The sequence below is a fragment of the Paraburkholderia acidisoli genome, assembly GCF_009789675.1.
Classification (GTDB): Bacteria; Pseudomonadota; Gammaproteobacteria; order Burkholderiales; family Burkholderiaceae; genus Paraburkholderia; species Paraburkholderia acidisoli.
Window position 1 is genome coordinate 3,192,837 of sequence record NZ_CP046913.1, and the last position, 23,869, is coordinate 3,216,705.

Here is a 23,869-nt window from a genome sequence, read left to right on the forward strand (position 1 = left end):
CGCGGCACGTGCGCGCGATTTCGCGCAATTGGGCGCGATCAGGCATGACTGGACACGACGGGTCACATGCGTACGCCGCGTTCGCTGCGCGCGCCGAGGCTCCGCGCATCGAGCGAGTCGCATTCGACCCGTTCGCGGTGCACGCGCTACGCGCGCGCGATTGGCGACGGGCCAATCCGGCCCATCAAGGCTGCTGGCGCGCGGCCGCGATCCCATCGACGATATCGAGCCACTCGCCGAACATGCGGCTCGCCTGCGCTTCGAGTTGCGGACCGTGGCGCGCGGTGTCGGCGCGCAACGCATTCACGTCCACGCCCGCCGCGCCGATCTCGGCCGCGTGACCGATGAGCCAGGGCTCGAAGCGATCGGCGCGCACTTCCGGATGACATTGCAGACCGAGCACGTGCTCGCCCCACGCGAACGCCTGGTTCTCGCACAGCGGCGTGGACGCGAGGCGCGTGGCGCCGTTCGGCAGGTCGAAGGTGTCGCCGTGCCAATGCAGCATGGAGGTCGCCGCGGCGTCGAGGTGCGCGAGCGGCGAGGCGCGGCCCGCGTCGGTGAGCGTGAGCGGCGTCCAGCCGATCTCGGGCTGCGGGCCCGCATACACGCGCGCACCGAGCACGCGCGCGATGAGCTGCGCGCCGAGACAGATGCCGAGCGTGGGCAGCCCCGCCGCGATGCGCTTTTCGATCATGCCGGCGAGCGGCGTGAGGGTGGGATAACGCGCGTCGTCGACGGCGTTGATCGGGCCGCCGAGAATCACCATCAGCGAAGCCGACAAGGGATTGAGCGCAGCCACGCGTGCGAAACCGACATCGACGTAACGCACGGGACGTCCACGGTCGCCGAGCACGCGCTCGAAGCTGCCGAGGTCCTCGAAATAGACATGGCGAACGGCCAATACTTCGCGATTCATCAGCACTTTCCTGGGGACGGCGGGAGAGGCCACGCACGCGAACCGGGCAGGTCCGGCGTGGCGAAGACGGTGGCGACGACAGTGGCCGTGGCGGGCGAATGGCCGCCCGGCCGTGCCAGCCTGGAACCCGCACTTCGTGTGACCGCGCCGCCTGCTATGGCAGCGCGTTCCCCGCACGAAGCGCGTGGCGCGAACGGCGTCGAACACAAGGCAGTCGCGCAGCGAGGCGCGAGGTCAGCCGCGAGTTTGCCGATCCCGCGCGCGCCGTTTGCCGTGAAAACACGCACGCGGCGCACGCAGGTAGTAAAACGCGGCACGCTTGCGCGCTTACTGCGCGAAGATCTTCCAGTTCTTTTTCTGGGTCGTCGCGTCGGCCTGCTGGTACACCGAACAGTCGAGACGCAGATCGGTATCGGCCATGTCGAGGTTCAGCAAGCTGCAGTGGCTCGGCGTCTTCTTCGAATTCTTGCTCGGCTCGAAGTGCGCGCAGGTGAGGCACATGCGGTGCTGCGGGCTGGTTTCCTGCGCTTCGAGCAGGTAGACGGTCTTGAGCAGCGTGCGATACAGCACCGATTGCTCGTCGGCCTTCAGCGTGCCGACCGCCTTCGAGAGGAAGTCCGGCCATTGCGACGCCTTCTTCGCGGCCGTGCGGCCACGCGTGGTCAGGCGCACGGCGAGCGCGCGGCCGTCGTCGAGCGCGCGGCGCTTTTCGACGAGTCCCTTGGTTTCGAGCGTGCTCACCGCGTCGCTCGTGGTGGCCGCCGTGAGTGCCGTTTCACGGGCGATCTCGCCGAGGCGCATCGGCCCCTTGCGCTGCATCAGCAGCACGAGAATTTCGCCCTGGGTAGGCGTGAGCCCTGCCCCTTCGGCCCAGTCCCACGCCTGGCTCCGCATTGCCGTGCTAAGTCGCAGCAGGCTATGGGTCACCCGCCCGGCTGCCTGCTCTCCGTATACGCCTTCGCTCATAGTCTTTCGCTGGTTTATTGGCAGCTTGCGCTGCATCGTCAGCCGCCTGTTGTTCGGCAGCCTGTGGGGAACGCCGGCGCCCGGTCTGCCCGAACGCCGCACCATCTCAAAAATTTACGGCTCGTACTGCGCAAAACGCGGTGCGCTGCCCAGTCTCGTTGCCTTGCCGCTCGAGCCCAAAACGTCCTTCCCGTCCTGATGCCTTCGCAGCAAACCGCCATTCTATGCGAGAGTGAGAAATCGCACAGCTAACTTATCCCGGCTCAATTGTGGATAACCCGTTGATAAGCGGGTGATTGCAATCGAACAACCGTCGCGCAGCGCGCGATTGGCACCGCAAACGTGTGCCGGTACGCGCCGCGGCACGCCGCCCGAATCGCCTGAAAACCCCTGAAAAATGCCCGGAAAACGCCAATTGTCGCGCGCGTTCGTGCACGCAGTCCATTGAGTTTGCAGGGATTTCGAACCTTACCCACGACCGCGTACGGATTTCGTCAGCGAACCGAACAAAAAGACTGGTCTGGATCAAAAAAGTAAGAACAACCAGGTACCTTCAGCTTGCCAAAAAAAATTCCGGGTGCGGCAAAAAAGTGTGGCCTGGTTCGCACTCCGTTGCATTCGGTCGCGCTTTTGGCGGCTTGCCGCGCCTTGGCGGCGTGCAACCTCACGAAGCTTTCAGACGGCTGAAAGCACGAAGGGCGGCACGCGGTTTCCCGCCGTGCCGCCCTTCGTCTCCCTTTCGTTCCAGAATGCGTCTTCCGGCGTTCTGGCTCTTGCCTTTATTTCGCCAAAACCGCATCACCAAAAATTACTCAGTGGTCCTTGAGGTTCGCCCTCGTATTGCCGTTCGTTACGAACATGGCGCGGCTCGAACTCAAGCGCGCCATTGCAGGCACTGCTGACGCACCGCCTCGTGCAGCGACTTTTCCTCGGCCACCACGTTGCGCAACCAGCTCGCGTCGTTGTTCTGCGCGCGTGCGAGCGTCGCGATTTCGGCCAGTGCGCGCGTCGAGCCGAGTGCTTCGCCGTGTGGCGCGATGGTGTCGAGCGTTTCGAGGATGTCCTCGGAAATCGTGCGACGCTCGCCCGTTTGCGGATTCACGCAGGTGCCGGCCAGACCGAATCGGCACGCCTGGAAACGGTTGAACGTGTAGACGAGGTAGTCGTCCTCGCGCGGCGTGATCGGCCGGTCGGTGAGCAGATGGCGCGCGAGCGTCTGGATGTAGCACGCGATCGCGGCCGCGCGCTCGACCGAGAGCGGCGTGTCCATCACGCGCACTTCGATCGTGCCGAAACCGGGCTTCGGGCGAATGTCCCAGTAGAAGTCTTTCATGCTGTTGACGACGCCCGTGTGCACCATCTTCGAGAAGTAGTCCTTGAAGTCTTCCCAGCTGAGCACGAACGGCGCGCGGCCCGACAACGGGAACGCGAACACGGAATTCAGGCGGGCCGAATGGAAGCCCGTGTCCACGCCCTGCACGTACGGCGAGGACGCCGAGAGCGCGATGAAATGCGGAATGAAGCGCGAAAGCGAATGCAGCAGGAACAGTGCGCTGTCGGCGTCGGGGCAACCGATATGCACGTGCTGGCCGAACACCGTGAACTGCTTCGCGAGATAGCCGTACAGCTCCGACAGATACTGAAAGCGCGGGGTATCGACGATACGCCGGTCGCTCCATTGCTGGAACGCGTGCGTCCCGCCGCCGCACAGCCCGACGTTGAGCCGGTCGGCCGCGGCCACCAGCACGTCGCGAATCTTGCGCAGGTCGGTGACGGCCTGCTCGTGGTGCGTGCAGATACCGGTGGACAGCTCGATCATGCTTTCGGTGATTTCGGGCGTGATGTTGCCCGGAATCTCCTGATCCTTGATGAGCCGCATGATGTCGCTGCCCGCTTTGGTCAGGTCGTAGTCGTGCGTGTTGACGATCTGCATTTCGAGTTCGACGCCGAACGTGAACGGCTTCGAATCGACAAATGTTTCTAGTGACATGGCGTCCCCTGTTGGACGGCGCGATGCCCGCGCGCGCGACTGCGCTGCGGGCCCGCGCGATGTGGCAAGGCGGCGCGCGCGGCAGCGCCATTCAGCGCCGCCGCGCGCACCGCGTCTTTCATGGTTCGTCGCGTTCGCCGACGAGCGCGAGCACGCGGTACACGACCCACGGCGCGAACAGCTGGAGCACGACGATCGCGCACAGAATGATGGCGCGCAGGCTCGGATCGAAGTTCGGATAGAGGTCGTAAGTATCTTCGACAAGCAGGAAGGCCAGCGCCGACATTGGTGTCAGGGCGAGACCGAGCGCCACGCCCTGCTTCCATTCGAGGCCGCTCGGCTTGGCGAACATCAGCACGCCGAGGAGCTTGGCCACGAGCCGCGCGACGATCAGCCCCGCCGCCGCGAGCCCGCCCACCGCAATGTCGTGCCACTGGAACGTGGTGAGCGTGAGCACGAACAGAATCACGGTGAGCAGCCACCCGGCCGTGCCGAAGTGCTGCGGCCACAGCTGCGGGCGCGCCTCGCGATTTTTCACGATGATGCCGGCCGCGAGCAGGCTCAGGATGGTCGAGAGCTTGAGCAGATGCGCTACCGCAATCGCGAGCAGCACGAGACCGAACAGCGCGACGAACGAATGCTCGTCCTGCGGGCTCAGGCTGAAGCGCCGGTAGAACAGCGTGCAGGCGCGCGCGAGCAGATACGCGAGCACGATCGAGCCCACCAGCAGGTAGAGCGGCTGGAGGATCGTCGCGAACACGTTGCCGTAGATTTCCTGATGCAGCCAGCTCGAGGCGAGCTTTTCGATCACCACGGCATAGATGCTGTTGAGCGCCGTGAGCGTGAGCAGGCGCTGCGTGACCTGGCCTTCGGCGCGCAGCTCGACTTTGAGCTGGATCACCATGGCGGGCGAGGTGGCCATGGCGATCGACGCCACGACGATCGAGATCATCGCCGGCACGGAAAGGAACAGCAGCACGACGAGCACGAAAACGAACGTGAGCGTCGACTCGGCCACGCTGGAAAGGATCAGCCACGGGTTGCGGCGAATCCAGCGCAAATCGAGCCGGCTGCCCAGCTCGAACAGCAGCAGCCCGAGCGCGACGTCGAGCAGGGGCCGCGCGGAGGTCGCGACGTCGGCGTCGATCACGCCGAAGCCGGCCGAACCGGCAATCAAGCCGATCACGCCATAGCCCGAAATGCGCGGCAAACGCCACGCGCGATAGCAGAGCTCACCGAAGAGACCCGCGGCGAGCAACGCAAGCCCGGCCCAGAAAATACCGTCGAGCTGCAACGGCCAGGCGGGAAAGAACGAAAACGCCGACTTCATCGTGGAGGCTTCTCCTTGGCAAGAAGACAGTCCGGCTGTCCGACGTTAGAGCGACAGCGATTCGCACTCAGGGCAAGCGGCGTGCCGCGCGTCCCGAGCGCCGCTACCCGAACCGTATGCGACCCGGGGTTACCCTGGGAAACGGAGCGGATCACGGAGCGAACCACGCCGCGCCTCGTGCGCCCGCGATGCGGCGCCGACACGCGCTGAAGGCACCCGCGGCACCTGCGCGCGCCCACGCGCTCATACGCGACCGGGTTCGGTCCGACAGACAGAACCTCGCGCAGGGCGGCGGCGAGTGCGGGAACCATTGCACCGGCACGGTAGTGCGGCGAACAGCCGGTACGGGCGCGTCCTGTGCGCGGTTCTGCGCGACAGTGACGCCCGAGGTGGAGAAACGAACGCAGCCGGCTTCCTGAGCACTCAGATTCAGGTCACGCGGCATCCGTTCCTTGGATGCGTCAGCCGTTCTGATGCGGCATTCGACGCGGAAAAGTCCGGCGATTGTGCCATAGCTTTTTTGCAATTGTCCCGGCTAAACCGAAAGCCAGCGCGAAGACGGTAATTACGTCCAGTTTGCACACATTTGATGACAGTGGTGGAAAAAATGACCGGAAATTTTCCGCTGATGTCGCGTTGCGCGAGCTTGCGGTTTCGTCGCGATTCTTCAGCCGATTATCGGCCTGCGCGGTTGGGCATTCCCGATACCGGTGGCGCTAGCTTCGGGTTTACGGTTTACCGTATGTATACGTAGTAATAGTTAACAAGTCCCTGGATTTTCTGTGGATAACCCGTGTTTACCTCGGGATATCAGCGAGTTGGCGCGCGCACAACCGGACGGTTTGCATGTGCGGACCGCAAGCGCTTCGAAGAACAACTTTCTGGGGGCGCGAAGCGTCGCTCGACTTACCCCGTTTACGTCCACATCGGTTCCACACTTCGTTCGCCTGCAATCCGCGCGGTTATCCACAGCTTCGCGGGGATAACCCGTGCACGGCCCGATTGCTTACACGTCGCGTTGGCGCAGCGCCCGTTGCAGAAAGCGCGCGGGATCGAGGTGATCGGCGAGTTCGTGTTCGAGCGGCCACGGTTCGCCTTCGAGCTGCGCGGCGATCAGTTCCGCGCCCAGCGACGCCCACACGAGCCCGCGCGAGCCGAACGCGTACGCGCCGTACAGACCGTGCGCGCGCGGCAGGTCGAGCGGCCACGCGCCGGCGAGCCGTTGCGCGTCGCGGCGGGCGGCGGCTTCGTCGCCGAGCTGGCCGAGCATCGGCATGCGGTCGCTCGTCACGCAGCGAAACGCCACGCGGCCCGCGTACTGCGCCACCCGGTGTTCGTCGCAAGGCGCCTCGCCGCGGTCCCCATCGCGTTGGGCACCGGCTGGCACGGCCGCGAGTTCGGGCAGCATCTGCGCGACGCGCTCGATGTTTTCGGCATGACCGGCGGCGCGCAGGTCGGTGCCGGTGTCGTCCACTTCGTAGGTCGCGCCCACGAGCGTCACCTCTTGCGGCAGCGGCACCGCGTAGCCCTCGCCGATCACCGGCACGCGCAAGCCGTCGAGCGGACTGGCATCCACGAGCGTGAGCTGGCCGCGCACGATGCGCGTGGGCGCGTGATCGAGCGCGGCGAGACGCGAGGCGTCCTGCGCGTTCGCGAAGATCACGACGCCCGCTTGCGCGACGCGCTGCCCGGCATCGTCGAAGAGTTGCCAGTCGCTCGCGGTATCGCCGTTCTTCTCACGCTCGATACGTGCGATTCGGACACCGAAGCGCATTTCCACCTGCGCGCCGGGCAGTGCCGTGGCGTAGTCCAGTTGCGCGCGGCACAGCGAAGCGGGATCGATCGCGCCGCCGAGTGGATAGAACCAGCCGCCGTGCGCGAGCGCGACGCCCGCGATGGACTCGGCTTCCTCGCGCGAGACGGGCGTGACGAATTCCTTCGGATACCGTAACGCGGCGTCGGGCGCGCGCCCGGACGAGGCGAGCGCCGCGGCGACCGCGCGTGACTCGTCGTCGGTGGCGAGATGCAGGAGACCCGCGTTCGAGCGCACCGGCGCGTGGCCCGCCGCTTCGAGCGCGGCCCAGCGTTGCCGCGCATACAGAAAGCCCGCGCGCGTGATGCGCGAGGCGCTGTTGTCGTCGCGCGCGATGAGCGGATGAAACACGCCGGCGGGATTGCCCGAGGCCTCGCGCGCGGGCGCGTCGTTGCGCTCCACGAGCGTGACTTTCCAGCCACGCGCGGCGAGCCGTTCGACCAGCGCGCAGCCGGCCAGCCCCGCGCCCACCACCACCGCATGCCGTTCCCGGAGCGCGAGCGGCAGTGGCGGCTCGTGCCGGCGCACGCGCCAGCGCGGCGCGAAGCGGCCGACCAGCATCGCCCATTTGCCGCTCGTGCCCGCCACCTTGCGGTATTCGAAGCCGCATTGTTCGAGCGCGCGCTTCACGTCGCCGGCACTGCTCCAGGTGGCGAAGGTCGCGCCCTCGCCCGCGATGCGCGCGAGCGCCTTGAAGATCGGCAGCGACCAGAGTTCGGGATTTTTCGCGGGCGCGAAACCGTCGAGATAGATCGCGTCGGCGCGCATCCACAGTTTGGGAAACAGGTCGATGGCGTCGCCGAACGCGAGCGTGAGCGTGACGCGGCCGCCTTCGAATTCGAGCCGATGCACGCCCGGCACGAGCATGGGCCAGGCGTCGACGAGCGCTTGCGCGAGCGGCAGCGCTTTCGAATGGCCGCTCTCGTCAACGCCTGCGCCAACGTCCTTGCCAACGACGGCCCCGAGCGCCGCGCGCAGATCGTCGCGCGAAAACGGATGTTTTTCGACCGAGACGAAGTGCAGCCGCTCGCAGCGCGCCGGGTCGTCGCGCCATGCGGCCCATGTCGCGAGGAAGTTCACGCCCAGACCGAATCCCGTTTCCACCACGGTGAACACGCGCCGGTTCTGCCAGCGCTGCGGCAGTTCGTTGCCGCGCAGGAAGACGTCTTCGGCCTGCGTGAAGGCGCCCGACATGCCGTGATAGACGTCGTCGTAGTGGGGCGAAAACGGCATGCCGTCGTCGCGAAATGCGAGCGTGGCGGGAATCAGCGTGGCGGTCATGAAAAACGCTCGAGGCGGAAAAAATGCGGTGCGGGCCTCGAAGCGGTTCGCGGCGCCTTTGAAACGCGCCGCGAAGGGTGCCGCGGCGCTTGCCTGGCGCGGCCGCAATCGCTTGCTGGGCCGGGGTTTGCGGCGATGCTGCGTTGGCACGGCGCAACGCGCGAGGGGCGTTTGGCGGGGGCGATCGGGCAAAAACATCGCCGTACGCCAAAAAACCGTCCAAAACCGCGCGAAATCTTCGAAACCCTTGTCGTTATTGGGTTTGCGCTGCGCTATCATAGCAAGCGCCGCCCAGGGAAGCGGCAGCACGGCCGTTGCGGCGAAAGCGCTCATGCGCGCCGCCGCAACGCGAAACGCCGGGGAGCTCCGGGTCCGTCGCTGCTCGACGGCGCGGCACGCGTCCGTATAATCGGCGCGTTCGCGCTGTTCGTGTCAACCTAAACCAGAAAGGAACTTCTCAATGAATAAACAGGAACTGATCGATGCCGTCGCGGGACAGACGGGCGCAAGCAAGGCACAAACCGGCGAAACGCTGGACACGCTTCTCGAAGTGATCAAGAAGTCGGTGTCGAAGGGCGACGCAGTGCAGCTGATCGGCTTCGGCAGCTTCGGTTCGGGCAAGCGTGCAGCGCGTACGGGTCGCAACCCGAAGACCGGCGAAACCATCAAGATTCCCGCAGCCAAGACCGTCAAGTTCACGGCTGGCAAGGCGTTCAAGGACGCCGTCAACAAGCGCTAAGTCTTGCCGCTCCAAGTTGACACCCGCCCCTGGCGGGTTTTTTCGCCTAGTGCGGGAAAACAAAACGGCGCCTTCAAGGCGCCGTTTGTCTTTTTGCGAGGCCGGGCTGTCCGGCTCGCAGCGTTGTGTATCGACGCGATCAATGCGGACGATGCACGATCTGCCCGTCGTCATGATGGTCGTGATCGTGGTCGTCGTCGTCGAGTTCCCAGGACGGGAACGGGTCGGCGAAACCTTGCCACGCCGCGGGACCCGCTTCGTATTCGGCTTCGCTGAGCAGGCACGCGTCGAGCTTCGCCCGCCATGCGTCGCGATCGAGGTCGAGGCCGATCATCACCAGTTCCTGACGCCGGTCGCCAATGCGCGCGTCGTTCAGGTCGTCGCCGAACCAGTCGGCCGCGATCTCCTGTTCCAGCTCCGCGTCCTGCGGCCATTCCTCGCGCGGCAGCGCCGCCCACCACGTGCCCGCCGGACCGTGACGGCACACGCCGCCCGCCTGCGAAAGCGTGCCCGTCACGTCGTTGCGCGTGGCGAGCCAGAAGAAACCCTTCGAACGCAGCACGCCCTTCCATTCCTGATTCAGCAGCGCCCACAGGCGCTCGGGATGAAACGGGCGGCGCGCGCGATACACGAAATTGGCGATGCCAGATTCGCCGGCGTCATGGCGATGCGCGTGGCCGTGATCGTGCGTGGGATCGTCGCACTGCGCGTGATCGTCATCGTGGGCGTGCTCATGCTCGTGCTCGGCGCGCAGCGAAGCGAGCCAGCCCGGCGCGCTCGACGCCGCGTCGAAATCGAAGCGGCCCGTGTTGATGACGGCCTCGAGCGGCACCGCGCCGAAGCGGCTGACCACCTGCTGCGCGCGCGGATTGATGCGCGCGAGAATGCGTTGCAGATGCGCGAGTTCGTCCTCGCTCACGAGATCGGCCTTGTTGATGACGAGCACGTCGCAAAACTCCACCTGCTCGACCAGCAGTTCGACGATGGTGCGGTCGTCCTCCTCGTCTTGCGCGACGCCGCGCTCCGCGAGTTGTTCGGCGCTCGCGTAGTCGCGCAGGAAGTTGAATGCGTCGACCACCGTGACCATCGTGTCGAGGCGCGCGTGCTCGTGAAGCGCGCTCTCGCCGTCGCCGTCGAACGTCAAGCTTTCGGCGATCGGCATTGGCTCGGCCACGCCCGTGGATTCGATCACGATGGCGTCGAAGCGCTGGCCGGCTTGCGCGGGATCGGCCAGACGCCGCACTTCGCCAGGCAGGTCGTCGCGCAGCGTGCAGCAGATGCAGCCGTTCGACAATTCGACGAGCGGATTTTCCACGCGCGTGAGCGCCGAGGCGTCGCGCACCAGCGCGGCGTCGATATTGACGGCGGCCAGATCGTTGACGATCACGGCCACGCGCAGGCCCGCGCGGTTAGAGAGGAGATGGTTGAGCAGCGTGGTCTTGCCCGCGCCCAGAAAACCGGAGAGCACGGTGACGGGCAGTGGCGGCTGAGTCATTGCGGTGGCATGCAGATAAGAAGACAGGAACGCGCCCGGCGCGCGTGGGCGCGGCGCAAGCCTGCATTTTGCACCATGCGCGCGGGCGGCGCGTGGCGCACCGCCCTACCGCGTTACTTCATCAAACGCCACTTGCGCAGAATGTTGGCGATGTCTTGCGCATATTCGTCGCGCAGCGAAGGCGTTTCGGAGTGGTAAGCGCCCACGGCCGCCCACGTGTTGCCGTACTTGTTCATCTTCTGGCGCAGATGCCACGCGGCAATGTAGACGTTCTTGCACGGCTCCATCAGCGTGGACGACGAAATACCGTACTGCGAAAGCGCCGGCAGATGGATCGAGTTGATCTGCATGACGCCGTAGTCGATCGAGCCGTTGGCGTTCTTGTGCAGGGCGTCGCCGCGATTGTGCGATTCCTGCCAGGCGATGGCGCGCAGGATGAGCGGATTGACCTTCTGGTAACGCGCGGCTTCGTCGAAGCAGTCGGCGCGTGCGAGCGTGCTCGCGCTCCCGAGAACGAGCGCGGCGGCAACGGCAAGCGAAACAGACCCGAGGTTTTTCATTGCATGTTCTGCAAAACGACGATTGAGCGGCCGAAACGGCGCGCGCGGAAACGATGCTGTGGCTTTCCCGCGACGACAACCGCGGATCCTTGCGCGGACGAACGCGCCCGCTCCCGTCATCCGACGCAACCCGGCGACGAATCCCACGCAACCAGCGGCGAACGTCGCCAAAAAACGCGCAAACCACACGGGCTCGCAGCCGGACCGGGTTCCAGGCCGCTCGTATGATACCGGCAGACGATGACGCGTCAAGCTGGCCAATCGGTCAAAACGTACGGAAAAACGAAGCGCCGTCGCGACGAATCGGCAACATCGTGACAGATTAACGACACCGAACGCGCGGCACTTTAGCGAAAGATTACAAATAGCTTGGAAGCGTTGCGGGACGGCTCACTCGCGCGATTAGAAGGGTTTCCCGGAGATTCCTTTTTTGTGACAATTTCGACACGAAAAGCTGCTACTGTTGCACCTTTTGCGGATGCGCGAACGCCTGGATTGAGGAGATCCGGGACCGGTCGGCGCGGCTCTGGCGACGCGGCCCACCGGCTGTTCGTCGAGGACGAATGTGGCCGGACGCCTTCGCTGCCGGCATCGATATGACACCCATGAGAAGAAAACGTATGGCTTTGCGTCGCCGCGCCCTGGCGCTGCTGGTAAGCGGACTCCTGACGGCGCAGGTCGCTTATGCGCAGGTCACGCTCAATTTTGTCAACGCCGATATCGATCAGGTCGCAAAGGCCATCGGCGCGGCCACGGGCAAGACGATCATCGTCGACCCGCGCGTGAAGGGGCAGCTCAATCTCGTTTCCGAGAACCCCGTGCCGGAAGACCAGGCGCTCAAGACGCTGCAGTCGGCGCTGCGCATGCAAGGTTTCGCGCTGGTGCAGGATCACGGCGTGTTGAAGGTCGTGCCGGAAGCCGACGCCAAGCTCCAGGGCGTGCCCACCTACGTGGGCAATACGCCCGCGGCGCGCGGCGACCAGGTGGTCACGCAGGTGTTCACGCTGCGCAACGAGTCGGCGAACAACCTGCTGCCGGTGCTGCGCCCGCTCATCTCGCCGAACAACACGATCGCCGCGTATCCCGGCAACAACACGCTCGTCGTGACCGACTACGCCGACAACGTGCGCCGTATCGCCTCGATCATCGCGGGGGTGGACACGGCCGCGGGCCAGCAGGTGCTGGTCGTGCCGCTCAAGAACGCCAACGCGCTCGACATCGCGCCCACGCTGCAGAAAATGCTCGACCCGGGCGCTATCGGCGGCTCGGACGCCACGCTCAAGGTTTCGGTGATCGCCGACCCGCGCACGAACTCGGTCATGCTGCGCGCCTCGAACCCGCAACGCCTCGCGGCCGCGAAGAAGCTCACGGAGCAACTGGACGCGCCCACCAGCATGCCGGGCAACATGCACGTGGTGGCGCTGCGCAACGCCGACGCCGTGCAGCTCGCCAAGACCCTGCGCGGCATGCTCGGCAAGGGCGGCAACGACTCGTCCTCGGGCGGCGGCGCGAACTCGTTCAACCAGAACGGCAACGGCGGCGGCAGCGGCAACAACAGCAGCAGTTCGACCGGCATGTCCGGTTCGCCGCCGCTGCCCAGCTCGCTCGGCGGCAGCAGCTCGTCGAGCAGCAACCCGATGTCGGGCGGTACCTCGGGCAACAACGGCAACAGCGACTTCCTCGGCAGCAACGACAAGGACAAGAGCGACGACAATTCGTCGGGCGGCGGCATGATCCAGGCCGACGCGGCGACCAACTCGCTCATCATCACGGCGCCGGACCCGGTCTATCGCAACCTGCGCAGCGTGATCGATCAGCTCGACGCGCGCCGCGCCCAGGTCTATATCGAAGCGCTGATCGTCGAGCTGAACTCGAACACCAACGCCAATCTCGGCATTCAGTGGCAGATCGGCAACGGCAATCTGCTGGCCGGCACCAATCTCACCACGGGCGGCACGGGCAACAGCATCATCAACCTGACAGCGGGCGCGGTCACCGGCGGCGGGCTCGTGAACTCGCTCGCGAGCCTCCAGCAAGGCCTGAACGTGGGTTGGGTACACAACCTGTTCGGCGTGCAAGGTCTGGGCGCGTTGCTGCAGGCGCTTTCGCAGTCGAGCGACGCCAACGTGCTCTCCACGCCTAACCTGGTCACGCTCGACAACCAGGAAGCGAAGATCGTCGTGGGCACCAACGTGCCGATCCAGACGGGCTCGTACTCGAACCTCACGAGCGGCACGAGCAGCGCGGCGTTCAATACCTACGACCGCGTGGACGTGGGCCTGACGCTGCACATCAAGCCGCAGATCACCGAAGGCGGCATCCTCAAGCTGCAGCTGTACACGGAGGATTCGGCGATCGTGTCCGGCACGACCAATGTGTCGACCAATCCGGCCGGTCCCGACTTCACCAAGCGTTCGATCCAGTCCACCGTGCTGGCCGACAACGGCGAGATCATCGTGCTCGGCGGCCTGATGCAGGACAACTATCAGGTCAGCAACAGCAAGGTGCCGCTGCTCGGCGACATTCCGTGGATCGGCCAGCTGTTCCGCTCGGAAGCCAAGACGCGCCAGAAGACCAACCTGATGGTGTTCCTGCGCCCCGTGATCATCAACGACCGCAACACGGCGCAGGCGGTCACGTCGAACCGCTACGACTACATCCAGGGCGTGACGGGCGCGTACAAGTCCGACAACAACCTCGTGAAGGACCGCGACGATCCGGTCGTGCCGCCCATGCCGCTGGGTCCGGCCGAAGGCGGTTCGGCCGTGAATCTGTTCGACCTCGACAAGATGCGCCGCGAGCAGATCGTGCGCTCGCTGCCCGCGCAGATGCAGCCCGCGTATCCGGTCCAGTCGCCGGCGCAGTCACCGGTCCAAACCGCGCCGGTGCAAACGGCCCCGATCCAGACCGCGCCCGTGCCGGTGCAGACCTTGCCGCAAAACGGTCCGGTGCCGGTCCAGACGCTGCCCGCGCAAGTGTCGCCCGCCGCGGCCGATCAGCAGCCGGCCACCACCGCGCCGAGGGTGCAGCCTTGAGCACGCCTTCGTCCGCGTCCGGCGCGACGCCTGCGGCCCACGGCGAGCGCGCCGCGCCCTCGCCGCTGGCCGCGCGTCTCGTGCCCTACGCGTTCGCGCGCGGCGGACAGATTCTCGTTGCGCAACAGCACGCCGACGGCCTCGAAGTCTGGATCAGCGAACGCACGACCCAGGCCGCGATCGCCGAAGTCGCGCGCAACTTCGGCGCGTTCTCGCTCGTTCGTGTTGCCGCCGACGAACTCGCGCTCGCCATCAACCAGGCCTACGCGCGCCAGGACGGCAGCGCGGCGCAGGTGGTGGGCGAAGTCGAAGGCGAAGTCGATCTGTCGCGCCTCATGCAGGACATTCCCGAAGTGGAAGACCTGCTCGAATCCGAAGACGACGCGCCGATCATCCGCATGATCAACGCGCTGCTCACGCAGGCCGCGCGCGAGCAGGCGTCCGATATCCACATCGAGCCGTTCGAAACGTCGTCGGTGGTGCGCTTTCGCGTGGACGGCACGTTGCGCGACGTCGTGCGTCCGAAGAAGGCGCTGCACGGCGCGCTGATCTCGCGGATCAAGATCATGGCGCAGCTCGACATCGCCGAAAAACGTCTGCCGCAGGACGGCCGCATCACGCTGCGCGTGGGCGGGCGGCCGGTGGACGTGCGCGTTTCCACGCTGCCCACGGGCCACGGCGAGCGCGCGGTGCTGCGTCTGCTCGAGAAAGACGCGCAACGCCTGAACCTCGAAACGCTCGGCATGGCCGGCGACACGCTGCGCCAGTTCGACCAGTTGATCGGCAAGCCGCACGGCATCGTGCTCGTGACCGGGCCCACCGGCTCGGGCAAGACGACCACGCTGTATGCGTCGATGTCGCGTCTGGAAACGGCCACGACCAACATCATGACCGTGGAAGACCCGATCGAGTACGACCTCTCGGGCATCGGCCAGACCCAGGTGAACGAGCGCATTGGCATGACGTTCGCGCGCGCGCTGCGCTCGATCCTGCGTCAGGATCCGGACATCATCATGATCGGCGAAATCCGCGACCTCGAAACCGCGCAGATCGCCGTGCAGGCTTCGCTCACGGGCCACCTCGTGCTCGCCACGCTGCACACCAACGACGCCGCCTCGGCGGTCACGCGTCTGACCGACATGGGCGTGGAGCCGTACCTGCTCGCTTCGTCGCTGCTCGGCGTGCTCGCGCAGCGGCTCGTGCGCCAGCTCTGCCCCGTGTGCAAGGAAGCGCGCGTGGAGGAAGACGGCCGCACGCGCTATCACCCGGTCGGGTGCGAGCGTTGCGGCAACACGGGTTACGTGGGCCGGCGCGGCGTGTACGAACTCTTGACCATCGACGAGCCGATCCGCGCGCTGATCCACCGCAACGCGGCGGACGCTGAGATTCTCGCGGCCGGCCGCGCGCAGGGCATGCGCACGCTGCGCGAGGACGGCGAACGCTGGCTCGACGCGGGCACCACGTCGCTCGAAGAAGTGCTGCGCGTGACGGGCGGCGTTTGATGACGCCTTCGTATTTGATGACGTACCGTAATTAAAGGGCGACGAGCATGCCGGCATTTCGCTTCGAAGCCATCGACGCCACGGGCAAGGCGCAAAAAGGCGTACTCGACGCCGACAGCGCCCGCAACGCGCGCGCGCAACTGCGCGGCCAGGGCCTCACGCCGCTCGTGGTGGAACCGGCCGCGAGCCGCACGCGCGGCGCGCGCCAGCAGCGCCTCGCGCTCGGCCGCAAGCTCTCGCAGCGCGAGCAGGCCATTCTCACGCGGCAGCTTGCCAGTCTGCTGGTGGCGGGCCTGCCGCTCGGCGAAGCGCTCGCGGTGCTCACGGAGCAGTCCGAGCGCGACTACATTCGCGAACTGATGGCCGCGATTCGCGCCGAAGTGCTCGGCGGCCATTCGCTCGCCAACGCGCTTTCGCAGCATCCGCGCGACTTCCCCGACATCTACCGCGCGCTCGTCGCGGCGGGCGAGCACACCGGCAAGCTCGGTCTCGTGCTCTCGCGTCTCGCCGACTACATCGAGCAGCGCAACGCGCTCAAGCAGAAGATCGTGCTCGCCTTCACGTATCCGGCGATCGTCACGCTCATCGCGTTCGGCATCGTCACGTTCCTGCTGAGCTACGTGGTGCCGCAGGTCGTGAACGTGTTCGCGAGCACCAAGCAGCAACTGCCGTTTCTCACCATCATGATGATGGCGCTCTCGGGCTTCGTGCGGCACTGGTGGTGGGCCGTGCTGATCGCGGTGGCGATCGTCGCGTGGATCGTGCGCGCGACCTTGAGCCGGCCGGGACCGCGCCTCGCGTTCGACCGCTGGATGCTCACGGCGCCGCTCGCGGGCAAGCTCGTGCGCGGCTACAACACGGTGCGGTTCGCGAGCACGCTCGGCATTCTGAGCGCCGCGGGCGTGCCCATTCTGCGCGCGCTGCAGGCGGCCGGCGAAACGCTCTCGAACAACGCGATGCGCGCCAATATCGACGAAGCCATCGTGCGCGTGCGCGAAGGCACGTCGCTGTCGCGCGCGCTCAACAACACGAAGACGTTTCCGCCCGTGCTCGTGCATCTGATCCGTTCGGGCGAGGCAACCGGCGACGTCACCACCATGCTCGACCGCGCCGCGGAAGGCGAAGCGCGCGAGCTGGAGCGCCGCACGATGTTCCTGACGAGCTTGCTGGAGCCGCTCCTGATTCTGGCGATGGGGGGCGTGGTGCTCGTGATCGTGCTCGCGGTGATGCTGCCGATCATCGAGTTGAACAATCTCGTGCAGTAAGCCGGCGGGCAATGGCCGTCTTACTGCGCGGCTTGCGCCACGGGATGGCGCGCGCCGGAATCAGCGCACGTAGATGGTGGGACCGGCGGCGTTGGCGGGCAGGAAGACTTCCGAGTGCACGCCCTTGCGGTCGACGATGATCGAGCGCGGGCGCACTTCGTAGAGCTTCGAATTGGCGTCGAGCGGGCCGCCCAGCGAAATGGCCCGGGCCGGTTCGCCGCCCACGCTCACGATGGCGGCCGCGCCCTGCTGCAGCGCGAGAATGCCGAACAGGCGAATGTCCTGCGAGGCGCTGCGGTCGAGCTTGCCGCCGAACAGCGTGCCGGCCTGATCGAGCGAAACCGGCGGCTGCGCCGCGGCGGCCTGCACGGGTGCCTGATGCGCGCTGAGCGTGATCGCCCACCACGTGGCGGTGGCGCAGAACACCGCGAACGCGGCGAGGGACAGGAGGCGGATTTGCAGTGGGTTCATCCGTTCATTGTACGAAGGTTTATGAAAAATTTGATGTCGCGATGCGGTTCGTCATGCGCGCCGTAATACGCGGAAAGGTTGCGTAAGACATGAGACCGGGGCGGCGTCGGAAAGCCGTCATCGTGTGACATTACAATGACCCGTCATGCGCGCGCGAACCCGTAAAACGGGGCGCGTTGCGAGCGTGACGAAGTCCAGGCTGTACCGCAGGCGCGGCGCCCATTGCGCGCGCCGCAACCCAATCCAGAGAGGGAGGAAGTACTCATGTCCATGTGGGCGAATCTACCGAGCCGTCGTGCGCAAACCGTGGCGGCGCGCGAAGGTCTGCGCGCGCGCCGTCAACGCGGCTTCACGCTCATCGAAATCATGGTGGTGATCGCGATTCTCGGCATTCTCGCCGCGCTGATCGTGCCGAAGATCATGAGCCGCCCCGACGAAGCACGCCGCGTGGCCGCGAAGCAGGACATCGGCACGATCATGCAGGCAATGAAGCTCTACCGGCTCGACAACGGCCGCTATCCGACCCAGGACCAGGGCCTGCAATCGCTCGTGCAAAAGCCCACCACCGACCCGGTGCCGAACAACTGGAAGGACGGCGGCTATCTCGAGCGCCTGCCCAACGATCCGTGGGGCAACGCGTATCAGTATCTGAATCCGGGCGTGCACGGCGAGATCGACGTGTTCAGCTATGGCGCCGACGGCAAACCGGGCGGCGAAGGCAACGACGCCGACATCGGGTCGTGGCAATAGCGTTGTGAGCGGCCGCGCACGGCGCGGCCCGCTCGTCTGACGTCGATAGACAAGACACCCGCCCACGCGCCCCGCAACGCCATTCCTCCGAACTCCGTCCCCGATCCTGCCCATGCCTGAGCGCCGTTCTCCGATCAGCCGATCCCGTCGCCGTCCGCGCACGCCTGCGCGCGCGGCGGGCTTCACGCTGCTCGAAATGCTCGTCGTGCTGCTGATCGCGGGGCTGCTCGTGTCGCTCGCGTCGCTCTCGCTCACGCGCAATCCGCGCACCGATCTGAACGAAGAGGCGCAGCGGCTCGCGCTGCTGTTCGAGTCGGCCGGCGACGAAGCCCAGGTGCGCGCGCGGCCGATCGCGTGGCAGCCGCTCTCGGGCGGCTTTCGCTTCGACGTGCGCACCGAGGACGGCTGGCGCCCGCTGCGCGACGACCTGCTCGGCCCGCGCCGCTGGGACGGCGGCGTGACGGGCGTGGCGATCACGTATCCGGGCGGCGGCGACGACACCCGCGCGAGCCGTCTCGTGTTCGGCACCGAAGCCGTGGACGTGCCGGTGCAGGTCACGCTCTACTCGGCGGCCGGCCGCGCGACGATCGTCGGCACCGGCACCGGCCGCTACGAGGTGCGCTGAGCATGCGTCGCGCTAACGGCATGAACAGGCATACGCGCGAGCGTATCGATACGCGACTGAAGCATCGCGCCGGTGTGCGCACGCGCCAGGCCACGCCCGCGCGCGGCTTCACCATGATCGAAGTGCTGGTCGCGCTCGCGATCGTCGCCATCGCGCTCGCGGCTTCGCTGCGCGCCGTGGGCAGTCTCGCCGCGAGCGAAGCCGATCTGCACGATCGCCTGCTCGCGGGCTGGAGCGCCGACAACACGCTCGCGCAACTGAGCCTCGCCCATACCTGGCCGGACCTCGGCGAGCGCCGCTTCGACTGCTCGCAGGGCAACCTGCGCCTCACCTGCACGCAGCACGTGACGGCCACGCCCAACCCCATTTTTCGCCGCGTGGAGGTGTCGGTGACGACGCCCGGCCGCGCCGGCAATCTCGCGCAACTCGTCACGGTGCTCGGCAATGAAACGAACCGATCGCTGTGACCGCCCGCGCGGGCGCGCGCGCTCCCGCCGGTACGGCGCGCGCGGCTTCACGCTCATCGAACTGCTCGTCGCCATCGCCATTCTCGCCGTGGTGGCGCTGCTCGCGTGGCGCGGGCTCGACCAGATCATGCGCGGGCGCGACGTGCTCACGCGCTCGATGGCCGAGGAACGCGTGTTCGCGCAGATGTTCGACCAGATGCGCATCGACGCGCGCGAAGCCGCTTCCGACGACGAAGCGGCCGGCCTCGCCATCTCCCTCGAAGGCGGCGCGCTGCAGATCGTGCGCGCGTTCGCCGTGCCGCCCGGCGCGGCGCCGCGGCTGCAAGTCGTGCGCTACCGCGTGCAGGACGGCCAGGTCGTGCGTTACGCCTCGCCGCCGCTCGCCAACCTCGGCCAGCTGCGCAGCGCGTTGCGCGGCGAGAGCGGCAACTGGAGCGCCTTGCCGATGATGCGCGGTGTGGACTCGATCAGCGCGCGCCTCTACGTGCCCAAGACGGGCTGGACCTCGAACATGCAGGACGTGCGCGCGCAGCTCACCGGCAACAACAACGGCGCGAAGGTGCCGCAGCTCGGCAATGCGCCGATCCCGCGTTCCGTGACGGGCGTGCAGGTGAGCGTGGGTTCGCACTCGCTCGCGCACGTGGTCACGCGCATCTTCCTCGTGGGCGAATGACGATGCGCGCGCAACCGTTTCCCGTTCGCCGGCGCTCGCGCAACCGCGCACGTCCCAGCACGCGCAAAGCCGCGGGCAAAGGCGCGGCCATCATCACCGCGTTGCTCGTGGTCGCGCTCTCGGCCATTCTGGTTTCGGGCATGCTGTGGCGCCAGCAGGTGCAGTTGCGGCGCATCGAGAATCAGCGGCTGCTCGCGCAGGCGCAGTGGATCGCGCGCGGCGCGCTCGACTGGACGCGTCTCGTGCTGCGCTCGGAAGCCGACACCTCGGCGGGCATCACCTATCTCGGCGGCACATGGGGCGTGCCGGTCGCGAAAACGCGCTTGTCCGACTTCCTCGGCCAGATCGGCGAGGTGCGCGCCGACCAGGGCGCGGACACGTACCTCTCCGGCTCGATCGAAGACGCGCAGGCGCGCTTCAATTTGCGCGATCTCGTGGCCATCTCGGCACCGGGCATGCTGCAACTCAACGTCACCGAAATCGAGTCGTTCGCGCGGCTGCTCGCGATCGTCGGGCTCGACGGCTCGCTCGCGAAAAACACGGCCACCTATCTGCGCTCGAGTCTCGCCTATTCGGCCACGCGCTACCAGGCGCAGAGCACGAGCAACGGCACGCAGTCGCAGCAGCTCGCGGGCGGCGGCGGTCAGGGCGGCGCGAATTTCACCAGCAATCCCGGTCTCGCCGATGCCGGCAGCAACAGCGCCGTCGCGCCGCTGCAAATGACGAGCGTCGACTCGCTGCTCGACGTGCCCGGCTTCACGGCCGACGCCGTCGCGCGCCTGCGCCCGTTCGTCACGATATTGCCGACGGCCACGCCCGTGAACATGAACACCGCGAGCGCCGAAGTCGTGGCCGCCGTGGTGCCGGGCATGAACGTCTCGCAGGCGCAGGGCTTCGTCGCGCGCCGTCAAACCGTGTTCTTCCACAATGTCGGCGACGTGCAACTCGCGCTGCAAGGCTCGGGCGTGCAGCAGACCACCATCGACACCACGCAGCTCGACGTCAACACGAGTTATTTTCTGGTGCATGGCCGCGTGCAGCACGAGCGCGCCGTCGTGGACCGGACCACGCTCGTGTGGCGCGATCCGCTCACCCATACGACGCGCATCGTGCGCGTGCGCGACGAACCATGAAGCCGTCTTTGTCCACCATCGTCATTGAAAAGAGGTGCGTTTGAGCACGCTGATCGTTCTCATGCCGCCCCGCGACCCGGCGGTTCATTCGCAGGAATGGCAGCTCCCCGAGCTGCCGTTCGTCCTGCTCGACAAGGCGGGCCACAGCCAGCGCGCCGGTCGCTCGACGCTCGGCCTGCTGCCGAAGGCGTCGGCCACCATCATGCTGATCGCCGCGCGCGACCTGCTCACGCTCGCCGCCGTGGTGCCGCCGCTCAAGGGTCCGCGGCTGCGCCAGGCGCTGCCGAACGTGGTCGAGGATCATCTGATCCAGGACGCGCAGACCTGCCATCTGGCGCTCGATCCGCAGCGTCTCGCCGACGGGCGCCAGATCGTCACGGCCATCGACCGCGGCTGGTTCCGCTTCCTCGTCGAGGCGTTCACGAGCGCCGGGCATCGCAACCTGCGCGCGGTGCCGGTGTCGCGCTGCCTGCCCGTGCCCGAAGTCGCGCCGCCCGCGGTGGCCTCGCCGGAACCGGCCGAAGCGATCGCGGCCACGGCGCCGAACGCGAGCGCGGCCAGCGCGAAGACCGTGGTCGCCGACGTGCCCGCGCTCGAACCCGTCACGGCCTGCGTGCTCGGCCCCGTGATCTCGACCGCGCCCGCGCTGCTCGCGGGCGTGGCGCCGGAACAATCGGCGGTGGCCGTGCAAACGGCGCTCGAAATCGCGGTCGTGCGCGGCGCGCTCGCCGAAGGGTTCGCCGTGCCGGCCGCGAGCGTGGCCGCCACGGTCACGGCGCTCGCCGGTGCCGCGCCGCTCACCTCGTGGGTGCTGACCAATCTGCCGGGCGAACCGGCCAGCGCTGCCGCCCGCGCGGCGCTGGTCGCCACGCTGCCCGGCGCGCAGACGCTCGCGTTCGAGGCGCTCGCGCGCCGCGCGCTCGCCTGCCGCTTCGACCTGTGCCAGTTCGAGTTCGCCGCGCAGCCGTGGCGTCTGGACCGCGCGACGTTGCGCCGTCTGCGCGTGCCCATCGCGCTGGTGGTCGCGTCGCTGGTGGTGGCCATCGTCGGCGCGAACGTGCAGTGGCTCATGATGGCGCGCCAGCGCGACGCCATCAGCACGCAAATGACGGAACTGCTGCTCAACGCGTTCCCGAAAACGACGGTCGTGCTCGACCCCGCCGGGCAGATGTCGCGCCAGCTCCAGCAACTGCGTCTCGCGGCCGGCGAGCCTTCGCCCGACGACTTCCTCGCGCTAGCCGACACCTTCGCGCGTTCGCTCGGCCCCGTGCCCGTGAACGGCATCGCCGCGCTCGACTATCACGACCGGCGGCTGGAGGTGACCTTCAAGCCGGGCGTCAATGTCGATGCCGATCTCACCAAACGCCTCGCGCGTAACGGCCTCGCGGGCACCCAGGATTCAAGCACCGGTAAATGGACCATCAGGAGCGCATCGTGAAGACAACGGCTTTGGGCGGCGCATGGGCCGAAATCTGGACCGACTTCTGGGAAGCGCGGGCGCCGCGCGAGAAAGTGCTGCTCTCGTGGGGCGGCGCGGTGCTCGCGCTGGCGATCGGCTATTCGGTGCTGTGGGAACCGGCGGCGGACGGCCGCGCGCGCCTGCGCGAGAGCTTGCCCGCCATGCAGCGTCAACTCGCGCTGATGACGGCGCAGGCCGACGAGGCGCGCACGCTCACGGGCGCGGCGGCGAGCGTCGCGCCGAGCGGCCAGGCGCTGCGCGACGCGCTCACGGCGTCGCTCACCGACCATGGTCTCGGCGGCGCGCAGGTGCAGCTGATCGGCACGACGGTGCAGGTGCAGATCAAGAACGCGTCGTTCCCGGCGTTCGCCCTGTGGCTCGACGACGTACGCAAGCAGTTCAAGGTGCAGGCGGTCGAGGCGCACATCACCGCGCTCAAGACCGACGGTCAGGTCGACCTGACGGCCTCGATGCAGCCCGCCAACACGCGCTGAGGACCGAGGCATGAGTTACTGGATGCGGCGCCTGCGCGCCGTGGTGCCCTGGTTGATCGTGGGCGTGGTGTCGTGCGGGGTCGTGCTGCTCGCGCGCCTGCCTGCCGCGTGGATCGCGCCGCAGTTCGCGCGCGTGACGCAAGGACACGTCAATCTCGTCGACGCAGAAGGTTCGCTCTGGCACGGCTCCGCCACGCTGATGCTGGCCGCGGGCCGCGACGCGAGCGGCGCGACGCTGCTGCCGGGCCGGATCGTCTGGCGCACGGCGTTCTGGCCGCTGTTCACGGGCCGCGTGCGCATGACGATGCTGCAAACCGAGGCGATGCCCGACGCCATCACGCTCGACGCCACGCCGCGCGGCGCGAACGTGAGCGCGGGCGGTATCGCCGTGCCGGCTTCGCTGCTCGCGGGGCTGGGCGCGCCGTTCAACACGCTCAATTTCGACGGCAACGTGCGGCTCTCGTGGAGCGACTGGCGCGTGTTCGGCAACGACGCGTTCGGCCGCCTGACCGTCTCGCTCGCCGACATGAGTTCGCGCGTCTCGCTCGTGAAGCCGCTCGGCACGTATCAGGTGGTGTTGCAGGCGCAAGGCGCGGCGTCCACGCTCGATCTGTCGACGCAAAAAGGCCCGCTCATGCTCGAAGGCCACGGCACGTTTTCGCAGACGATGGCGTCGTTTGCGGGCACCGCGAGCGCCGCGCCCGATCAGCGCGACAATCTCGCGGGCTTGCTGAATCTGCTGGGCCGGCCGATCTCGCCGGGCACGGTGGCGCTGACGTTCGTGCACTGAGGCGCGCCAAGGCGCGCTGAACGCATCGAAATGCGCGGCACGGAAACGACGAAGGGCGGCTCGCGCAAGGCAAGCCGCCCTTCTTGTTTATCGGCGATGAATACGGTCGCGCCGT

General features: G+C 67.1%; 20 protein-coding genes. 12 read left to right on the top strand and 8 right to left on the bottom strand.

The genetic code is table 11. From position 1 onward, the window contains the following. Positions 1 to 184 precede the first annotated feature (184 nt). The 5 genes from FAZ98_RS14100 to mnmC all read right to left on the bottom strand — a co-directional run bounded on the left by FAZ98_RS14100 (position 185) and on the right by mnmC (position 8,296). Complete coding sequence (locus FAZ98_RS14100) at positions 185 to 916, bottom strand: glutamine amidotransferase (protein ID WP_158951768.1); 732 nt, start codon at positions 914 to 916, stop codon at positions 185 to 187. Positions 917 to 1,243: 327 nt separating this feature from the next. Further along, positions 1,244 to 1,882, bottom strand: coding sequence for a MarR family winged helix-turn-helix transcriptional regulator (locus FAZ98_RS14105; protein WP_158951769.1), 639 nt, complete (start codon positions 1,880 to 1,882; stop codon positions 1,244 to 1,246). A gap of 874 nt (positions 1,883 to 2,756) precedes the next feature. After that, positions 2,757 to 3,872: a YbdK family carboxylate-amine ligase gene (locus tag FAZ98_RS14110; RefSeq protein ID WP_158951770.1), complete on the bottom strand. Its 1,116-nt coding sequence runs from the start codon at positions 3,870 to 3,872 to the stop codon at positions 2,757 to 2,759. Positions 3,873 to 3,990: 118 nt separating this feature from the next. Next, complete coding sequence (locus tag FAZ98_RS14115; RefSeq protein ID WP_158951771.1) at positions 3,991 to 5,202, bottom strand: cation:proton antiporter; 1,212 nt, start codon at positions 5,200 to 5,202, stop codon at positions 3,991 to 3,993. A 1,006-nt stretch (positions 5,203 to 6,208) separates the two neighbouring features. Next, positions 6,209 to 8,296 carry a bifunctional tRNA (5-methylaminomethyl-2-thiouridine)(34)-methyltransferase MnmD/FAD-dependent 5-carboxymethylaminomethyl-2-thiouridine(34) oxidoreductase MnmC gene (gene mnmC / locus FAZ98_RS14120; protein WP_158951772.1) on the bottom strand — a complete coding sequence of 696 codons (2,088 nt, stop codon included), beginning with the start codon at positions 8,294 to 8,296 and terminating at the stop codon, positions 6,209 to 6,211. 460 nt (positions 8,297 to 8,756) lie between these two features. Between mnmC and FAZ98_RS14125 the strand changes: the two genes are divergently transcribed. Continuing rightward, the gene (locus FAZ98_RS14125) at positions 8,757 to 9,035 is read left to right on the top strand and encodes an HU family DNA-binding protein (RefSeq protein ID WP_006050811.1); all 279 of its coding nucleotides are present in this window, start codon (positions 8,757 to 8,759) and stop codon (positions 9,033 to 9,035) included. 139 nt (positions 9,036 to 9,174) lie between these two features. On the opposite strand, the gene FAZ98_RS14130 is transcribed toward FAZ98_RS14125, so the two are convergent. Then, positions 9,175 to 10,530 (bottom strand): GTP-binding protein, encoded by a 1,356-nt coding sequence (locus tag FAZ98_RS14130; protein WP_158951773.1) that lies wholly within the window; start codon positions 10,528 to 10,530, stop codon positions 9,175 to 9,177. Positions 10,531 to 10,643: 113 nt separating this feature from the next. Next, positions 10,644 to 11,090, bottom strand: coding sequence for a lytic transglycosylase domain-containing protein (locus FAZ98_RS14135; protein ID WP_158951774.1), 447 nt, complete (start codon positions 11,088 to 11,090; stop codon positions 10,644 to 10,646). Positions 11,091 to 11,710: 620 nt separating this feature from the next. On the opposite strand from FAZ98_RS14135, the gene gspD reads away from it, so the two are divergent. The 3 genes from gspD to gspF are packed head-to-tail and all read left to right on the top strand — an operon-like array spanning position 11,711 to position 16,892. Then, complete coding sequence (gene gspD, locus FAZ98_RS14140; RefSeq protein ID WP_158951775.1) at positions 11,711 to 14,125, top strand: type II secretion system secretin GspD; 2,415 nt, start codon at positions 11,711 to 11,713, stop codon at positions 14,123 to 14,125. Then, positions 14,122 to 15,627 (top strand): type II secretion system ATPase GspE, encoded by a 1,506-nt coding sequence (gene gspE / locus FAZ98_RS14145; protein ID WP_325072342.1) that lies wholly within the window; start codon positions 14,122 to 14,124, stop codon positions 15,625 to 15,627. The genes gspD and gspE overlap by 4 nt, the downstream gene beginning before the upstream one ends. A 47-nt stretch (positions 15,628 to 15,674) precedes the next feature. Then, entirely contained in the window at positions 15,675 to 16,892 is a 1,218-nt protein-coding gene (gene gspF, locus FAZ98_RS14150) for a type II secretion system inner membrane protein GspF (protein WP_158951776.1), read from the top strand. A 60-nt stretch (positions 16,893 to 16,952) separates the two neighbouring features. Here gspF and FAZ98_RS14155 read toward each other — a convergent pair whose 3' ends face one another. Beyond that, positions 16,953 to 17,363: a general secretion pathway protein GspC gene (locus tag FAZ98_RS14155; protein WP_158951777.1), complete on the bottom strand. Its 411-nt coding sequence runs from the start codon at positions 17,361 to 17,363 to the stop codon at positions 16,953 to 16,955. Positions 17,364 to 17,633: 270 nt separating this feature from the next. Between FAZ98_RS14155 and gspG the strand changes: the two genes are divergently transcribed. The 8 genes from gspG (at position 17,634) to FAZ98_RS14195 (ending at position 23,754) form a co-directional block, all read left to right on the top strand. After that, positions 17,634 to 18,113: a type II secretion system major pseudopilin GspG gene (gene gspG, locus FAZ98_RS14160; RefSeq protein ID WP_158951994.1), complete on the top strand. Its 480-nt coding sequence runs from the start codon at positions 17,634 to 17,636 to the stop codon at positions 18,111 to 18,113. A gap of 112 nt (positions 18,114 to 18,225) precedes the next feature. Further along, positions 18,226 to 18,738 carry a GspH/FimT family pseudopilin gene (locus FAZ98_RS14165; protein ID WP_158951778.1) on the top strand — a complete coding sequence of 171 codons (513 nt, stop codon included), beginning with the start codon at positions 18,226 to 18,228 and terminating at the stop codon, positions 18,736 to 18,738. A gap of 113 nt (positions 18,739 to 18,851) precedes the next feature. Then, positions 18,852 to 19,205, top strand: a complete 354-nt coding sequence (gspI, locus tag FAZ98_RS14170) for a type II secretion system minor pseudopilin GspI (RefSeq protein ID WP_233272724.1) — start codon at positions 18,852 to 18,854, stop codon at positions 19,203 to 19,205. Further along, a complete protein-coding gene (locus FAZ98_RS14175) occupies positions 19,183 to 19,878 on the top strand; it encodes a PulJ/GspJ family protein (protein WP_158951780.1) in 696 nt (231 codons plus the stop codon). Before gspI ends, FAZ98_RS14175 begins: the two co-directional genes overlap by 23 nt. Further along, complete coding sequence (gene gspK, locus FAZ98_RS14180) at positions 19,875 to 21,011, top strand: type II secretion system minor pseudopilin GspK (protein WP_233272623.1); 1,137 nt, start codon at positions 19,875 to 19,877, stop codon at positions 21,009 to 21,011. The genes FAZ98_RS14175 and gspK overlap by 4 nt, the downstream gene beginning before the upstream one ends. A gap of 40 nt (positions 21,012 to 21,051) precedes the next feature. Further along, entirely contained in the window at positions 21,052 to 22,449 is a 1,398-nt protein-coding gene (gene gspL, locus FAZ98_RS14185; protein WP_158951781.1) for a type II secretion system protein GspL, read from the top strand. Further along, positions 22,425 to 22,964: a type II secretion system protein GspM gene (gspM, locus tag FAZ98_RS14190; RefSeq protein WP_158951782.1), complete on the top strand. Its 540-nt coding sequence runs from the start codon at positions 22,425 to 22,427 to the stop codon at positions 22,962 to 22,964. The genes gspL and gspM overlap by 25 nt, the downstream gene beginning before the upstream one ends. Before the next feature lie 10 nt (positions 22,965 to 22,974). Further along, positions 22,975 to 23,754, top strand: coding sequence for a type II secretion system protein N (locus tag FAZ98_RS14195; RefSeq protein WP_158951783.1), 780 nt, complete (start codon positions 22,975 to 22,977; stop codon positions 23,752 to 23,754). Positions 23,755 to 23,869: the final 115 nt, after the last annotated feature.

Bases quoted from the DNA above. Each gene is read 5' to 3' on its own strand.
- gspG (WP_158951994.1), top strand. From the start codon at position 17,634: ATGTGGGCGAATCTACCGAGCCGTCGTGCGCAAACCGTGGCGGCGCGC.
- FAZ98_RS14155 (WP_158951777.1), bottom strand. From the start codon at position 17,363: ATGAACCCACTGCAAATCCGCCTCCTGTCCCTCGCCGCGTTCGCGGTG.
- FAZ98_RS14175 (WP_158951780.1), top strand. From the start codon at position 19,183: ATGAAACGAACCGATCGCTGTGACCGCCCGCGCGGGCGCGCGCGCTCC.
- FAZ98_RS14110 (WP_158951770.1), bottom strand. From the start codon at position 3,872: ATGTCACTAGAAACATTTGTCGATTCGAAGCCGTTCACGTTCGGCGTC.
- FAZ98_RS14195 (WP_158951783.1), top strand. From the start codon at position 22,975: ATGAGTTACTGGATGCGGCGCCTGCGCGCCGTGGTGCCCTGGTTGATC.
- gspF (WP_158951776.1), top strand. From the start codon at position 15,675: ATGCCGGCATTTCGCTTCGAAGCCATCGACGCCACGGGCAAGGCGCAA.
- gspD (WP_158951775.1), top strand. From the start codon at position 11,711: ATGGCTTTGCGTCGCCGCGCCCTGGCGCTGCTGGTAAGCGGACTCCTG.
- gspK (WP_233272623.1), top strand. From the start codon at position 19,875: ATGACGATGCGCGCGCAACCGTTTCCCGTTCGCCGGCGCTCGCGCAAC.
- FAZ98_RS14105 (WP_158951769.1), bottom strand. From the start codon at position 1,882: ATGAGCGAAGGCGTATACGGAGAGCAGGCAGCCGGGCGGGTGACCCAT.
- gspI (WP_233272724.1), top strand. From the start codon at position 18,852: ATGATCGAAGTGCTGGTCGCGCTCGCGATCGTCGCCATCGCGCTCGCG.
- gspM (WP_158951782.1), top strand. From the start codon at position 22,425: ATGGACCATCAGGAGCGCATCGTGAAGACAACGGCTTTGGGCGGCGCA.
- FAZ98_RS14130 (WP_158951773.1), bottom strand. From the start codon at position 10,530: ATGACTCAGCCGCCACTGCCCGTCACCGTGCTCTCCGGTTTTCTGGGC.
- FAZ98_RS14125 (WP_006050811.1), top strand. From the start codon at position 8,757: ATGAATAAACAGGAACTGATCGATGCCGTCGCGGGACAGACGGGCGCA.
- FAZ98_RS14165 (WP_158951778.1), top strand. From the start codon at position 18,226: ATGCCTGAGCGCCGTTCTCCGATCAGCCGATCCCGTCGCCGTCCGCGC.
- FAZ98_RS14135 (WP_158951774.1), bottom strand. From the start codon at position 11,090: ATGAAAAACCTCGGGTCTGTTTCGCTTGCCGTTGCCGCCGCGCTCGTT.
- FAZ98_RS14100 (WP_158951768.1), bottom strand. From the start codon at position 916: ATGAATCGCGAAGTATTGGCCGTTCGCCATGTCTATTTCGAGGACCTC.
- mnmC (WP_158951772.1), bottom strand. From the start codon at position 8,296: ATGACCGCCACGCTGATTCCCGCCACGCTCGCATTTCGCGACGACGGC.
- FAZ98_RS14115 (WP_158951771.1), bottom strand. From the start codon at position 5,202: ATGAAGTCGGCGTTTTCGTTCTTTCCCGCCTGGCCGTTGCAGCTCGAC.